General features: G+C 60.4%; 12 protein-coding genes and 2 pseudogenes. 4 read left to right on the forward strand and 10 right to left on the reverse strand.

What is annotated here, in order from left to right:
* Positions 1 to 55: 55 nt before the first annotated feature.
* Entirely contained in the window at positions 56 to 1417 is a 1362-nt protein-coding gene (locus M2375_RS11120; protein ID WP_259166207.1) for an aspartate aminotransferase family protein, read from the reverse strand.
* A 203-nt stretch (positions 1418 to 1620) separates the two neighbouring features.
* On the opposite strand from M2375_RS11120, the gene M2375_RS11125 reads away from it, so the two are divergent.
* Positions 1621 to 2100, forward strand: a complete 480-nt coding sequence (locus tag M2375_RS11125) for a hypothetical protein (protein ID WP_259166208.1) — start codon at positions 1621 to 1623, stop codon at positions 2098 to 2100.
* A 62-nt stretch (positions 2101 to 2162) separates the two neighbouring features.
* Positions 2163 to 2606: a VOC family protein gene (locus tag M2375_RS11130; RefSeq protein ID WP_259166211.1), complete on the forward strand. Its 444-nt coding sequence runs from the start codon at positions 2163 to 2165 to the stop codon at positions 2604 to 2606.
* An 18-nt stretch (positions 2607 to 2624) separates the two neighbouring features.
* Here M2375_RS11130 and M2375_RS11135 read toward each other — a convergent pair whose 3' ends face one another.
* The 9 genes and pseudogenes from M2375_RS11135 to M2375_RS22520 all read right to left on the reverse strand — a co-directional run.
* Positions 2625 to 3491 (reverse strand): methylglyoxal synthase, encoded by an 867-nt coding sequence (locus M2375_RS11135; RefSeq protein ID WP_259166213.1) that lies wholly within the window; start codon positions 3489 to 3491, stop codon positions 2625 to 2627.
* A 168-nt stretch (positions 3492 to 3659) separates the two neighbouring features.
* Positions 3660 to 4940, reverse strand: a complete 1281-nt coding sequence (locus tag M2375_RS11140) for a YeeE/YedE family protein (protein ID WP_259166228.1) — start codon at positions 4938 to 4940, stop codon at positions 3660 to 3662.
* Positions 4941 to 5030: 90 nt separating this feature from the next.
* Entirely contained in the window at positions 5031 to 5987 is a 957-nt protein-coding gene (locus M2375_RS11145) for a sulfurtransferase (protein WP_259166230.1), read from the reverse strand.
* A gap of 250 nt (positions 5988 to 6237) precedes the next feature.
* A pseudogene (locus M2375_RS11150) lies at positions 6238 to 6846 on the reverse strand (cysteine hydrolase family protein).
* A complete protein-coding gene (locus M2375_RS11155; RefSeq protein ID WP_259166231.1) occupies positions 6810 to 8870 on the reverse strand; it encodes an ATP-binding protein in 2061 nt (686 codons plus the stop codon). The pseudogene M2375_RS11150 and the gene M2375_RS11155 overlap by 37 nt, the downstream one beginning before the upstream one ends.
* Complete coding sequence (locus M2375_RS11160) at positions 8867 to 9340, reverse strand: hypothetical protein (protein WP_259166244.1); 474 nt, start codon at positions 9338 to 9340, stop codon at positions 8867 to 8869. The genes M2375_RS11155 and M2375_RS11160 overlap by 4 nt, the downstream gene beginning before the upstream one ends.
* Positions 9333 to 10529 carry a hypothetical protein gene (locus tag M2375_RS11165; RefSeq protein WP_259166246.1) on the reverse strand — a complete coding sequence of 399 codons (1197 nt, stop codon included), beginning with the start codon at positions 10527 to 10529 and terminating at the stop codon, positions 9333 to 9335. The genes M2375_RS11160 and M2375_RS11165 overlap by 8 nt, the downstream gene beginning before the upstream one ends.
* A gap of 319 nt (positions 10530 to 10848) precedes the next feature.
* The gene (locus M2375_RS11170; protein ID WP_259166255.1) at positions 10849 to 11040 is read right to left on the reverse strand and encodes a LysR substrate-binding domain-containing protein; all 192 of its coding nucleotides are present in this window, start codon (positions 11038 to 11040) and stop codon (positions 10849 to 10851) included.
* Between the two features lie 14 nt (positions 11041 to 11054).
* Positions 11055 to 11294, reverse strand: a pseudogene (locus tag M2375_RS22520) (LysR substrate-binding domain-containing protein); the annotation flags it as partial.
* Between the two features lie 165 nt (positions 11295 to 11459).
* Between M2375_RS22520 and M2375_RS11175 the strand changes: the two are divergent.
* A complete protein-coding gene (locus M2375_RS11175; RefSeq protein ID WP_259166265.1) occupies positions 11460 to 12632 on the forward strand; it encodes an NADH:flavin oxidoreductase/NADH oxidase in 1173 nt (390 codons plus the stop codon).
* A gap of 54 nt (positions 12633 to 12686) precedes the next feature.
* Positions 12687 to 13667: a LysR family transcriptional regulator gene (locus M2375_RS11180; RefSeq protein ID WP_404979313.1), complete on the forward strand. Its 981-nt coding sequence runs from the start codon at positions 12687 to 12689 to the stop codon at positions 13665 to 13667.
* The last annotated feature ends 124 nt before the right edge of the window (positions 13668 to 13791 follow it).

The following is a 13791-nucleotide window of genomic DNA, read 5'->3' on the forward strand; positions in this document are numbered from 1 at the left end:
ACGCAAAATGCTGCTGGCCGGTGCGTCACCGTCGCCAGCAGCCAGGGGCGCACCGTCAGTTGGTTTCAGCCAGCGCGTCGCCCAGGGCGTTGATCAAGCGGTCGATCTCGGCCTTTTCGCTGATAAAGGGCGGCGCCAGCTGGATGGTGTCGCCACCGTAGCGCACGTAGAAGCCTTTTTCCCAGCACTTCATCGCGATCTCATAGGGGCGCTTGGCCGGCTCGCCCGGCAGCGCGGCAATGGTAAAGCCCGCCGCCAGGCCGTAGTTGCGGATGTCGGCGATGTGCTTGGCACCCTTCAGGCTGTGCACGGCGTTTTCAAAGTACGGCGCCAGCGCCTTGACGCGGCCGGGCATGTCTTCTTTTTCCAGAATGTCCATAACCGCCACGCCAGCCGCGCAGGCCACCGGGTGGGCCGAGTAGGTGTAGCCGTGGGCAAACTCCAGCATGTACTCGGGGCCGCCAGCGGCCATAAAGGTGTCGTAGATTTCTTTGGTGACCACGCAGCCGCCCAGTGGCTGGGCGCCATTGGTCACCTGCTTGGCAAAGTTCATGATGTCGGGCACCACGCCAAAGGCTTCGGCACCGGTCCAGGCACCGCAGCGGCCAAAGCCGGTGATGACTTCATCAAAAATCAGCAGAATGCCGTTTTGCGTGCAGATCTCGCGGATGCGTTCCAGGTAGCCCTTGGGCGGGATCACCACGCCAGCCGAGCCCGAGAACGGCTCGACGATCACCGCAGCGATATTGCTGGCGTCATGCAGCGCGATCACATCGAGCAGCTTGTCGGCCAGCGCGCGGCCGCCTTCATCGGACATGCCTTTTTGGAAGGTGCCGGCCGGTGGCTGGGTGTGGGGCAGGTGGTCGGCCACAATGCCCTGGCCAAACATCTTGCGGTTGCCGGCAATGCCGCCCACCGAGATGCCGCCGTAGTTCACGCCGTGGTAGCCCTTCTCGCGGCCCACCAGCACCGTCTTGCCGGCCTGGCCCTTCAGGCGCCAGTAAGCGCGCACCATCTTCAGCGAGGTGTCGGCCGCCTCCGAGCCCGAGCCGGTAAAGAACACATGGTCCAGTCCTGCTGGCGTGTGTTCCTTGATCTTGTTGGCCAGCGCAAACGAGGCCGGGTGGCCAAACTGGAAAGCCGGTGCGTAATCCAGCTGCAAGGCGGCCTTGCCAATCGCTTCGGCCACTTCCTTGCGGCCATGGCCAATGCCCGAGCACCACAGGCCCGAGAGGCCGTCAAAAATCTTGCGGCCATCGCCATCGGTGTAGTAGGCGCCCTGGCCGCTCACGATCATGCGCGGCTTGGCCTTGAAGTTGCGGTTGCCGGTAAAGGGCATCCAGTGCGCCTCCAGCCAGGCCGCATCGGTGCGCAGCTGCGTGCTGCCCGTCGTATCGTCAATCTGCACAAAGCTCATGTCTGCTCCTTGAATCCGCCTGGCGGCTACCGGTGTTGATACGCCATTGTGGGGCGGGTCAATGCTTATTCAAAGAATGAGATATCAAAGCTCACTTGCTATTTTGCGCAAGTAAAAAAATTAGACAGCGATATGTGTTTTGCATTAGCCTCTCGTTTTCAATAAACATAAGCAATCGAAAGCACGTGGCTGATTGACACAGTATGAAAACCTCCCTCCTCCCCCCCATCGCCGCCAGCGCCCTGCTCCTTTCCCTGGCTGGCTGCTCCTCCAAACTCAGCGAAGCAGATGTCTACCTGGCCATGGCCAAGGTCGAGCAAGCCGTGCAACAACAAGACTGCGCCGCCATTGCGCATTGGCTGGCCCCCCAGGCCGAGGTCGTGATCGACATGCGCCATGCCGATATGCCCGAGCCGCTGCGCCTGAACAAAAGTGAGTACCTACAACTGATGAGTGCCAGCTGGATCGCCGCTGGCAGCCGCTACTCCCACGAGCGCAGCAACACCCGGGTGGAGATGGCCCCGGGCGGCAAGACCGCCACCGCCTATGCCACCGTGCGCGAAAACGCCGCGCTGCAAGGCCAGCCCATCAGCTCGGTGAGCGACGAGGTCGCGACGTTTGCGATGCTCGATGGCCGGCTGCAAATCACCTATGTGCAGGCCACCATGCTGTCGATGCAATAAGGATGACAGGGCCCGGGCTGCGTCTGCACCGACAATGCGGCATTGCAGCTCCAGGCCACACCATGTCCATCGCCGATTCCATCCCTCCCACAGAAGCCACCCCCGCCCTGGTCGAAGGGCTCGACCACCTGGTGCTGACCGTTGCCAGCATTGCGCAGACCCTTGCCTTCTACCAGCGCGTGCTGGGCATGGAGGCGCGCGAGTTCAAGCCCGGGCGCTGGGCTTTGCACTTTGGCGGGCAGAAGATCAACCTGCATGAAGTGGGCACCGTGGTGGACCCGAATGTGCGGCATGCCACGCCCGGTTCGGCCGATCTGTGCTTTCGCACTGCCATGCCGCTGGCCGATGTGGCGGCCCATTTGCAGCGCCAGCAGGTCGCCATCGTGCAGGGGCCGGTGCGCGCCACGGGCGCAAGGGCGCCGCTGCAATCGCTGTATTTTTATGATCCCGATGAGAACCTGGTCGAGGTGGCCAACGAGGTCATGAACGAGGTGGGTAGGCGCTGACTGCCGAAACGGTACAGGCTAGGCCCGCAACGCAGCCGCATCACACCAGCGCTGGGCCACGGCGGGCGATGTCATGCACACCACCTCTTGCGTCACGGTCGTCACCGCCCGCTCCAGCAGCTGGATATCAGCCTCATGCTGGCGTGCCACATGCGGGTCTTCAAAGAAGATCGCGCGCTGGCAGCGGCGCTCCAGCACCAGGTCGGCGATTTGCGCATCGCCCCCCAGTGGGCCGCTGTTGTAGCGGTCCACCCAGGGCTTGTCAGCAGGCCAGCCCTTGCTCCAGGCCAGCTCGTTGAGCTTTTGGCCGGTGGTGCCCGTACCCACGCGGCGGCGGTAGCGCGAGAGCAGCGCAAAATTGCGCTCGCAAAACTCAAGCATCGCCGGCTTCATCGCATCATGGGCAATCAGCGCCAAGGTCTGGTTGCCATAGTCGTGCAGGCGGTCGGCTTGGCGGTCGGGCGCCAGCCCGGCATGGATGCGCTCCATCTCCACCCAGTCGCGTGCGCTGGCTGCGGTTGAGATAAAAGGTTTGCCGTGGATCACGCACTGGCGCTTCAAAGCCAGCGCCTCGGGGAAAATCGACGATGGGTCCACCGGGTCGATCAGGTAGATGGCGCCATCGAGCACCCGGTTGTCGCCCGGCATGCCCACCACCTCGGCCACCAGCTTCATCAAACCGCCTTCGCGCCCATAGGGGTAGCGCACCATGCCCTTGTGGCCTTTGAGCATTTCTGCCGCCGCAATCGCGTCATAGGTGCGGCCCACCGCATGAAAGCCGATGTTCAGCTCCCGAATCCCCTGCTCGCAGGCGCGCAAAAAACTGAACAGCGCAGCATCCTCGTTCTGGTGGTGCAAACGGTTGGCGGCAAGGCCTAAAAGCATGGTCGATCCCGTGGGTGTGGCAAGCGACTGGAAATATAGCGCCAAAACCACAGCTCGGGTATGACAGCCGACTGGCGCAGGGGCTCAATGCACTATCAAATCAATAGCATTAAACCACCACACCATAGAAAACCGGCTGCTTTTAGCGCGATATCACCGCTCTATCCATCAAGCCCGGCTCGTCCACCAGGTCTGCAGCCGAAACCCCAGCCACAGCATCAGCAGCATGGCCGCGCCAAACACCCAACCGCTGAGCGCCCCCGCCATGCCGCCGGACAGCAAAGTGCCCACGGTGCAACCAATGCCGGTCATGGCCCCCCAGCCCAACAGCACACCGCCCAGCAAACCCCGGCCGGCATCACGCCCAGTGGGCAGGCTCGGGCGGAACTGGCGGCTGGCAAACGCAGCGATAAACGCGCCGGCCAGCAAGCCCAGCAGCACCAGCGCATTGGGCGTGGCCCAGGTCGCAGCAGGCAAGGTGGCGCAGCCGGCAAAGCCATCCAGGCCATTGAGCCGATCAGGCACCCAGCCCTGCCCTTGCAGCGCGCCACGCACCTGGCTGCCCAGCAAGGCCGTCACGCCCAAGGGCCGCATGCGCACAATGGCGGCGGTGGCGATCAGGCCGACCAGCAGGCCGCCCAAGGCATAGTTCCAGCGCCCTTGCCACAGGCTGCGCCACAGCGCGGGCAGGCTGCGCGGGGCGGCCAATGTGGCGGCCATGGGCGCGGTCGCCAGCGGCAAGCTGCGCTGGCGCTGCTGCACATGGCGCTGCCACACCCAGGCAGCCCAGGCCGCCAGCACGCCCAGCTGCAGCAGCAGCGCGCCGCCATAGCCCAGGTGCTGCGGCAACCAGACGACAGGCGCATCGGCCACGGCCAGGCTGTACAGCGGGTTCCAGGTCTGAAAACCCAAGGCAAAGCCCAGCGCCGTGCCCAGCAGCGCAAACGGCGATGCCGCCGAGCCCTCTGCCAGCCGGTACCAATGCGCGCTGATGCAAGAGCCCGACACGAGCATGCCCGCCCCAAAGGCCAGGCCCGCCAGCACCAACACCCAGCTCACGGGCCCAATATGCATATCGGGCGGCAACTGCCCCGCCTGCGGATTGGGCACCCAGCTGCTTTGCACTACCGTCATACCCACCACGCCCACGGCCAGCGCCAAGATGATCGCCAAAATCCCGCGCGGGTCATCGCGCTGCAGCCAATCGCGCGCATGGCAGTAAAAGCAAAAGCGCGAGCGCTGCAACACCACACCCAGCGCCAGCCCAATGGCCAATGCAAACACGAGGGTGCGCCCGCCATCGCGCTGCAGCAAGGCCTGCTGCAATGGCCACAGCGCCAGCAGCAGGACAGCCGCTGCCACCGGCTGCCAATAGGCGCTCGCAGCCCCAGCTGCGTGCTGCCCGGCAGCGGTGCCTCCGGCCCCCAAACCCCAACTGGAATCAGTCATAGCATTCCATCAAAAAAATGCCCGCGCAAGGCGGGCAGTGAACACAGGACCGAGCCCATGCGGAGACATTCAATGCATTAAAAAGTGGGTCTATTTCGCTGCCCAGATGGTGCCGGCCGGGTTGTTGATCGGCACACCGACGCTGTTGCCGTATTCGGTCCAGGAGCCGTCATAGTTCTTCACCTGGTAGCCCAGGATCTTGCTGAGCGCAAACCAGGTGTGGCTGCTGCGCTCACCAATGCGGCAGTAGGTGATGATCGGCTTGCTGCCGTCGATACCGGCATCGGCATAGAGCTTTTGCAGATCGGCCCGCGATTTGAAGGTGCCATCCTCATTGACCGCCTTGCCCCAAGGCACATTCACCGCGCCGGGAATATGGCCCGCACGCACAGCCAGCTCGGGCACACCCGCAGGCGCAAACACCTTGCCCTGGTATTCATCGGCCGAGCGAATATCCACCAGCTGCGTGGCGCCCTTGCCCTCTACTGCCGCCAGCGCATCGCCCAGGCGGGCGCGCAAATCGGTGTTGACCTTCCCCACGCGGTAGGTGGTGGCGGCGTAGTCCGGCGCACGGTTGTTCAGCGTGCGGTTCTCGGCCTCCCACTTCTTGCGGCCTCCATCGAGCAGCTTGACGTTCTTGACCCCATAAACATCAAACACCCAGGCGCCCCAGGCCGCAAACCAGTTGTTGGTATCACCATAAAGCACGACGGTGGTGTTGTCGCCCACGCCGCCCTTGGAGAGCAGTTGCTCAAACGCCTCCTTGCTGACAATGTCGCGGCGCACCTTGTCATTCAGATCGTTGTGCCAGGAGAAATTGACCGCCCCCGGAATATGCGCCCGCTCATACAGCCCCGGGTTCACGCTCACCTCGATCACCCGCACATCGGGCCGCTGCAGGTTGGCAGCCAGCCATTCGGTGCTGACCAGCGCGCCCGCAGGCACCGCTTGCGGCGTGTTGGCAAAAGCAGGGCTAGCGCCCCAAACGGTTGCCGCGATGGTGCTGGCAATCAAAACGCGCCAAGGCGCTGCTGTGCGGATAGTCATGCTGTGTCAGTCCTTCAGTACATGGGAGAAACGGCTGCCATCACGGCAGGGCCTGCTTGCACTGTGCAGGTTGCAAGCTGCTACTCCAACTGAGGAATGCGCAGATCCATATGCGATCTGCGCGCTTGACAGTGGCCAAGCATGGACGACATCGGTGCAGCGCCAGCGTGCACTGGGCTGGGCTGCTCCCACTTTGGGAGCTAGAATTCCTCCCTAGCGCCTTGAGCTAACCCCACCCAAGCCCGGTTTCTCAAGTCTGGCTGACCGAATCCGCCCACTGCTGCGCCGTCTGCAGCCGCGCACGCGGGCCAAAGCTGCTGGTGCTGCTGAGGGTAATGTTGTGATGCGCAATCACCTGCTGGGGCGTGACGGCGGCATTGCCGCAGGTAGTGTGCGCATCCGCCAGCAGCACCACCGGGTAGCCATGGCGCAGCGCGGCGCGCGTGGTCACATCCACGCAGTACTCCGTGTGCATCCCACCAATCACCAGTTCCTGCACGCCCAGGTTTTGCAGCATGGGCAGCAGGTCGGTTTTCCAGAACGCATCCCCGGTGGTTTTGTCCAGGGTTAGGTCAGCGCTGTCCACCTGCAGACCCTCGGCCAGCTGCCATCCGGGCGTGCCCGCTTACAGGCCAGGCTCGGCGTGGCGCACCCAGATGATGGGGGTGTTGGCCTGGCGCGCGGCGGTGGTGACCTGGTTGATGCGGGCGATCAGGGTGGGGCAATCCCATGCGGCGTTGGGGCCGGTGCAGAGGGATTGTTGGATGTCTATTAGGAGGAGGGCGGGCATGGCGGATGTGGCTTGGGGTAGGCTGATTTTGCTCATGCGTTTAGAGGCTGTATAACCTTGCCTTCCCATTGGATCAACTGAAAATTAAGTCCAGCTGTTGCCGTCATAAAGACCGACTCGTCCTCATCAAACGACGCTGCAATAATGGCCTGCAGGCCGCGCTGACCGATTAGCTGCTGCAGTAGCGCGCGCTGACTGGCTGAGCGCATCGAATGCTGGCCAGGCTCATCCATCAGCAGGAATCCTGGATGCTGCCCTTCGAATCCCGCAGTCGCAGACGTTTGGTACAAGGCCAGCAAGTAACTCCAGATGAGGCGGACGAAATCGCTCGCGCTTGAGTCAGCAGTTAGGCTTGTCTCTTGCAACTTGGAACGAACAATTTCTCGAAGTTCTAGCTCAGAAAGGATGGGGGTCAAAGTGTCCAAACTGATCCGAATGTCGGCAATATCTGCGCTTTCATATCCGAACGAACTGGCATTGCTTCTGAAGTATTTCTCGAACAGCGAGATTCTTAACATATCAGCATCGCTGTAGGACTCTTTTGGAAGCGCTCGCCTGCCCGCTTGATTTGCGGCCAAACGTGCAGCAATCTCTCCAAAGGTAAGCATAAGAACCCCGGCCTGAGTGTTGAAGGCTTGCAAGTTCGATAGTTCCAGTTCAATCTGAATCTGTCGACGAACGATTGCGCGAGATTCCGCCACGCCGGTGCTCACATCGCCGCGCAGTGAATTGCGGTAGTCATGAGTGGCTGCTAGACGTGTAGCTACGTCAGATACGGTAATTTCAGACTGGCGAATTTCTTCTACTGCCCCGTTGATTTGGTTCTGTAGCATCCTCCGCTGACTGTCGAGATAGGCAATGTTAGTGTTGAGGTCCATCTGCGGACCTGTCACGATGCCGAGTAATAGCGTGTCGTGAACCGATTGATGGCAAGTTGGGCAATGATCTGTTGCGACCTCAACCTCCATTTGAGCGCCAAGATTACGGAGTTTCAAAGCAGTCTTGTTTCGCTCCAGGTCTTCACTGGCCTCTGCCAGAAGGAGGCGCAGCTCATCCAGCGCAGCTCTCTGTAGGGTCAGATTTGTGGTCGCTCGTTCATGTAGCACGCTGAGCCGTTGCAATTCATTGGAGGTAGCCTCGAGTTCTTGAAGAGCCTCTGCGCCAGAGGCCTTCCCATATGCATCCGCTTTCTCGCCCAGTGCATTGTGCTCAGCGCGGAGATTGCCGACCCGATCTAGCAGAGTGGTCTTGGTCTTACCATCGGACTTCACGAGCATCACAGTATTGGGGTCAAACCTAGAGACTGGGGTGGCGGATATGCCTTCAATGACGATGCCGTTTGTATTTGCTGCCTGCCGCAGAATGTCGTAGGCCTTACGCCAGTCAGAGTCAATCGACATAGAGTCAGCATCGAGTGCTGCTCTTTTAGCCTGCCGCTCAAATACTCCTAGTCCAAGCAGGAATTCGGTGACCCTAATTCGTGCGTCGCGAATACCGAAGAACGGGATATTGGCAATGTAGTCAGTCCACCCGCGCTTCTGTTCCACAGCCAGCGCGGCGAAGATCGTCTGCAGATACAACTTGACCAAGCTGCCATTCGTCGCCGGAACTTGTGGTAGTTGGAAGCCCATAAAGCCCTCTAGGAACTGGAAATATCCTTCCTGCTTCTGAGCGCTGCCAGGGTCAAAAAGGTACGTCGGCCGCGGTGTACCGAGTTCGGTGCACTCCGTGAGATGGGCTCCGTCAAAAATTTCCATCAGCTTGGACTGGCGCACCGAATCTCGAATTGCTCGCCGCAGCGTGACACTGCGCCCAGAAGTGTTCTCCAGTTCTACAAAGACCTCTGAGCTCTCCACATTGACGCGGCTATCGTCTTGAACGAAATACTCTTTGACTGCGTAATTCAACACCTTCTCACCCTTGCCGCCAATGAGCTCCTCCATCCCTAGCCCATAGATGAGAGTGTTGTACAGGGTACTCTTCCCGCTTGAATTACTACCCCGGATGACTGTTAGGCCGCGGCTGAATTCAAATTTGAATCCGAATTCGCCTTGGGCGGTAGTGATTCTTAGCTTTACGGCTCTGATCTTCATGCCGATTCCCATCCCTTCGCAACTTTGTCTACCATGCCTTCTGTTATGTCCTTACCTATTTGCGCCAAAAGCTTGCGCTCAGGCCCAAAGGCGTCGGAATCCTTGAGGACTTCGGCAATGAAGGCTCGGCCTTTTTCGGTCAATTGGTACCCGGTTGAAGTGGTCTCGACTAGGTCTTCTGCCACTGCAAATCTAATGGCAATAGCAAGAGCGGGATCGAAGCCCCACGCAGTCATATTTAATACGTTGGCCTTGGCAGCGTCGACTAGCTTCTGAATTCGGTCAGGACTCTTCAACGCCCAATTAAACAGATGCAAGCGCGGCAGCGTTGATTTACCTCCCCGAGATGACATTTGGAGAACCAAAAGTAGCTGCGTGATCTTGTATAGGGGCCTGTGCTCCACTAGCACTGGAGACGGCCGGCGGACGAAGCGCAAACGTCTAGGCTCGGCAGCGGCGACTTCAGTCATAGTCCACCTCGCAAACCGCAATCCACCTTGCCACGATCATGCGAGCGATATCTGCGGCATCAGTTTCGCCAATAGAGGGAGCTAGCTCCCTGACGATACGCGCGGTAAGTCCATCGCGAATCTTATCCGTCAGCTCTTGGGGGGTTCCTTCCCAAGTAAAGCACCGCTCATCGACTTCGGCCTCATATCCGTTGATGAGCCGGGCAAGCCTTGAATGAACGGTTGGTGCAGTGTCGTTCATCCGTTTAAGGTAGGGGCCATGATCAAGGAACTCTCGCAAGGTCTTTGCGTAAAGGCGAGCAACCCGACCTTCCAGTTTGCCAGCAGGAGTCTGCGCGAGTCGCGTTCGCGTCTTGCGCATGATGTTTTTCTCGTATGTCTCTGAATCGTCGCTCAGGTCGGGTAAGACCGCAGGCAGGCTGCCAAAATCCAAAGCCTGACCGACAGCAATCTTGATTTCCTGAATCTCAGTTGCGTAGTGATCTGCATCATGGACCAACACCTGGAAGTCGGGAGTCAGAATTGGCAGACCCCACCCACGAACCTCCGCTTCCTTCGCCTGTGCATGCTTGATAAGGTCGTTGTGGGCGATGATTGGTGTCACTAGATGCCAGCGCCGCAGCTTAGTCGTGCCCAACACCTTTGTCAGGTCAATCGCGTTAGTCTGAAGCTTCTTCAGATCTGTCGTTATTTTGTCCCTCTGCTTCTCATAGAGATCTTTTGACGGGTAGACCTTATCTGGGCAGTAGCATTGATACCCACAACCTGTGGTCTTAGTGAAACCCTCCAAGCCGTAGTCGCCGGGAGTAGCAGGAATGTGGGTATAGCCATCGTCAGTGAACTTGCGCTTGAAGACCAACTGACACAGCCGCTCCCAGCTGGTTCCATCGAATGCGCCGTAGGAAGTATGAAACACGCTTGAGTTACCGCTGGTGCTTAGCCGAGATTCGGAACGGAGATGCGGATGATCACTGCTTTCAAGACAAGCAGTGAGGATGTATTTTGGCGAATGCCGTCTAAAGTGATTGGCCTTGTGCGCAAACGATGCTCCCAGATTGCTACCGCTGTAGACGATAAATAAAGATGCCATGCGGTGTGTGATTTTCGCATTGTTAGATACAAATAGTTGCTTGTAAAGCAATCTGTCTGGGAGCCAATCAGTTAGATAGGGCAAAAGGGCGTATTTCACGATGAGATGACTCTCTCTTTGGGAGCGCATGAGGAGAAGGCTAGAATGACCATCAAGTACTGTACATAAATACAGTAATTGTTGCAATGAAATTTATTTTTGAGCCTAATTTGCATGCACCACAAATCGAAAAATCCCTTAGTGCGTCCTGAGATTAGAAGCCAACTAGCTTGTTATTAGCCACCCTGCCTGGGGCCGCATCATCGCCTCGTTTCAACGTCACAGACTCTCGGCGCGCAACGTGGAATGACGGAATCCACTAGAGGCCTATGTTCCACTCAAACCAAATACTCATCCGCAGCCAATTTTTCCATCGCACTCAACGCTCACCCCCCAGACCCTCCACAAACACCCTCACCTTAGACAGCACCTGCCGCCGCGCCGGGTACACCGCCCATACCGCCAGCTCCTTGGGCTGTGCATCCTCCAGCGCAATGGTGACCAGGCGGCCTGAATGCAGGTATTCCGCCGTGTACCAGCTCGACAGCAGCGCAATGCCGGCGCCGGCCATGCAGCGTCGTGGATGCCTTCGATGCAGTTGACGGTGAGGCGGCCAGCTACGCGCAGGGTGCGCTCCTGTTGGTCGGTTTGGAAGGTCCAGGGTTGCAGTTCGGTGGTGGTGACGCACTGGTGCTGGGCCAGGTCGCTCAGTACGCGGGGCTCGGGGTGTTGGGCCAAGTATCTGGGGGTGGCGCAGAGCATGCGGCGTTTGCTGCCCAGTGCGGTGGCGACTAGGCTTGAGTCGCGCAGCTCGTCGAAGCGCATGTCCCCAACAGGTCAACCCTTTCCTATCCCCCACAGTACCCAGATCCGAATATAGGACTACGCTGTACCCCGTTCCAGCAACCTGTCGATACATCCTCCCTGCGCAACCTTGGACGCACAGGATCATCCACATCCGCAGCGCATTGACCCAACAGACACCCACCCATGCAAAGAACCACCGACCCTTCGCTGGCCACGCCTGCCGCCGCCAGCAACGCAGCCCCATCTCAGCTCTTCCAGCCACTCACGCTATCTCAGCTCACCCTCCCCAACCGCATCGTCATCGCGCCGATGTGCCAGTACTCGGCGCAAGAGGGCAATGCCAATGACTGGCATTTGATGCACTACGGCAGCCTGGCCGTGTCGGGCGCGGGCATGCTGGTGCTGGAGGCCACGGCGGTGTCGGCGGTGGGGCGCATTACCGATGCGGATCTGGGCATTTATTCCGCTGACAACCAGCAGGCGCTGGGGCGGCTGATGGGGTCGCTGCGCAAGCTCTCGGACATTCCGGTCGCTATCCAGCTGGCCCATGCGGGCCGCAAGGCATCCAGCCATCTGCCTTGGGAAGGCGCTGCGCAGATTGCGCCTGATGCGCCCCGGGGCTGGGTGGCGCAGGCGCCTTCGGCCGTTGCCCATGCGGCGGGTGAGGTGCCTCCTGCCGAGATGACCCCTACCGAGCTCGCAGAGGTGAAGGACGCGTTTGTGGCCGCAGCCAAGGCGGCCGATGCGCTGGGCATTGATGGCATCGAGATCCACATGGCCCATGGGTATTTGATGCATGAGTTCCTCTCGCCCCTATCCAACACCCGTACCGATGCCTACGGCGGCAGCCGGGAAAACCGCCTGCGCTACCCGCTGGAGGTATTTGCCGCCGTGCGCGCAGCCCTGCCCGCCGCCAAGCCGGTGTGGGTGCGCATCTCGGCTTCGGATTGGGCGCCGGGCGGCTGGGATATCGATGGCTCGATCGCGCTGGCCCAGGGGCTGAAGGCGCTGGGTTGCAGCGCCATCCATGTGTCCTCGGGCGGGCTGTCGACCGCCCAGCAGATCCCCGTGCAGCCGGGCTACCAGGTGGGTTTTGCCGAGGCCATCAAACAGGCCACGGGCCTGACCACGATTGCCGTCGGTTTGGTGACCGAGCCTGCACAGGCCGAGCACATTGTGGCCTCGGGCCAGGCCGATGCCGTCGCCATTGGCCGCGCTGCCTTGTACGACCCGCGCTGGCCCTGGCATGCGGCCGCCAGCCTGGGCGCGCAGGTGGATGCGCCACGCCAGTACTGGCGCAGCCAGCCGCGTGAGTTCAGCAAACTCTTCCGTGGCGCAACGGTGGGTGTGCGTTAAACACGTTCTGTAAACACCAAGGGCGGCAGCACCCAAAGCCGCTAAGCTATGCGGATGCCTGCCCGCCCTCCCGTGTTTGCCTCCCCGCCCCACCCCCCAGCAGCGGCCCGCCGCGCCCGCGCGGTGCTGGGCCAGCTCAGCGATATGGATTTGCGGCTGCTGCAAGTCTTCAAGAGCGTGGTGGAGTGCGGGGGCATGTCGGCCGCTGAGCTGGAGCTCAATATCGGCACGTCCACCCTGAGCCGCCATATGAAGGACCTGGAGACTCGCCTGGGCATGGTACTGTGCCGGCGCGGGCGCGCGGGCTTTGCGCTGACGCCGGAGGGCCACCAGGTCTACGAGGCCACCTTGCAGCTGCTGGGCGGCGTGGATCTGTTCCGCAGCCGTATTGACGATATCCACGCCCGCATGGGCGGCAATCTGGAGATCGCCATTTTTGACAAAACGGTGAGCAACCCGCAGGCCCAGATCCACCGCGCGATTGCGCAGTTCCACGGGCAGGCGCCGGATGTGAACCTGCAGCTGCATGTCAGCTCGATCAACGCGATTGAGCGCGGCCTGATGGATGGGCGCTTTCATGTGGGCATCATCCCGGCGCACCGCAGCTCGGCCAGCCTGGTCTACCGCGATCTGTTTGCCGAGAACATGCAGCTGTACTGCGCCGCCGGCCATGGCCTGTGGGAGCAGGCGCATGAAGACCTGGACTGGGAGCAGCTGCGCAGCTACCCCTTTGCCGGCCTGGGCTACCACTCACCCAATATGGAGCTGAGCCACAGCGTGCGCCTGCCACGCACGGCCACAGGTTTTGACCAGGAATCGATTGCCACCTTGATTTTGTCCGGGTGTTTTTTGGGATTTCTGCCGGACCACTATGCGGCCAGTTTTGAAAACCAAGGTTTGATGCGGGCTGTGCGGCCAGAACGCTTCCATTACCGGTGCCAATTCGTGGCCATGTGGCGCTTATCGCCCGCGCCGAGCCGTGTGGCGCAGGCCTTCATCGACTGCCTCCTCAACGCCCACACAGCACTTGACTAAGTTGCTATGAAATTAACTTATCCACAGAAACCGGCTTCCCGGTGTGCATTTCTTCTCTAGAGGGAGATTGCAGGGAGTTTCTCGCGCAACGACGCCAACATTGCACAAAATTATCCACAGGGCA

This window comes from Comamonas sp. BIGb0152, from assembly GCF_024809975.1.
Lineage (GTDB): Bacteria > Pseudomonadota > Gammaproteobacteria > Burkholderiales > Burkholderiaceae_C > Comamonas.

Bases quoted from the DNA above. Each gene is read 5' to 3' on its own strand.
- M2375_RS11120 (WP_259166207.1), bottom strand. From the start codon at position 1,417: ATGAGCTTTGTGCAGATTGACGATACGACGGGCAGCACGCAGCTGCGC.
- M2375_RS11125 (WP_259166208.1), top strand. From the start codon at position 1,621: ATGAAAACCTCCCTCCTCCCCCCCATCGCCGCCAGCGCCCTGCTCCTT.
- M2375_RS11130 (WP_259166211.1), top strand. From the start codon at position 2,163: ATGTCCATCGCCGATTCCATCCCTCCCACAGAAGCCACCCCCGCCCTG.
- M2375_RS11135 (WP_259166213.1), bottom strand. From the start codon at position 3,491: ATGCTTTTAGGCCTTGCCGCCAACCGTTTGCACCACCAGAACGAGGAT.
- M2375_RS11140 (WP_259166228.1), bottom strand. From the start codon at position 4,940: ATGACTGATTCCAGTTGGGGTTTGGGGGCCGGAGGCACCGCTGCCGGG.
- M2375_RS11145 (WP_259166230.1), bottom strand. From the start codon at position 5,987: ATGACTATCCGCACAGCAGCGCCTTGGCGCGTTTTGATTGCCAGCACC.
- M2375_RS11155 (WP_259166231.1), bottom strand. From the start codon at position 8,870: ATGAAGATCAGAGCCGTAAAGCTAAGAATCACTACCGCCCAAGGCGAA.
- M2375_RS11160 (WP_259166244.1), bottom strand. From the start codon at position 9,340: ATGACTGAAGTCGCCGCTGCCGAGCCTAGACGTTTGCGCTTCGTCCGC.
- M2375_RS11170 (WP_259166255.1), bottom strand. From the start codon at position 11,040: ATGGCCGGCGCCGGCATTGCGCTGCTGTCGAGCTGGTACACGGCGGAA.
- M2375_RS11175 (WP_259166265.1), top strand. From the start codon at position 11,460: ATGCAAAGAACCACCGACCCTTCGCTGGCCACGCCTGCCGCCGCCAGC.
- M2375_RS11180 (WP_404979313.1), top strand. From the start codon at position 12,687: ATGCCTGCCCGCCCTCCCGTGTTTGCCTCCCCGCCCCACCCCCCAGCA.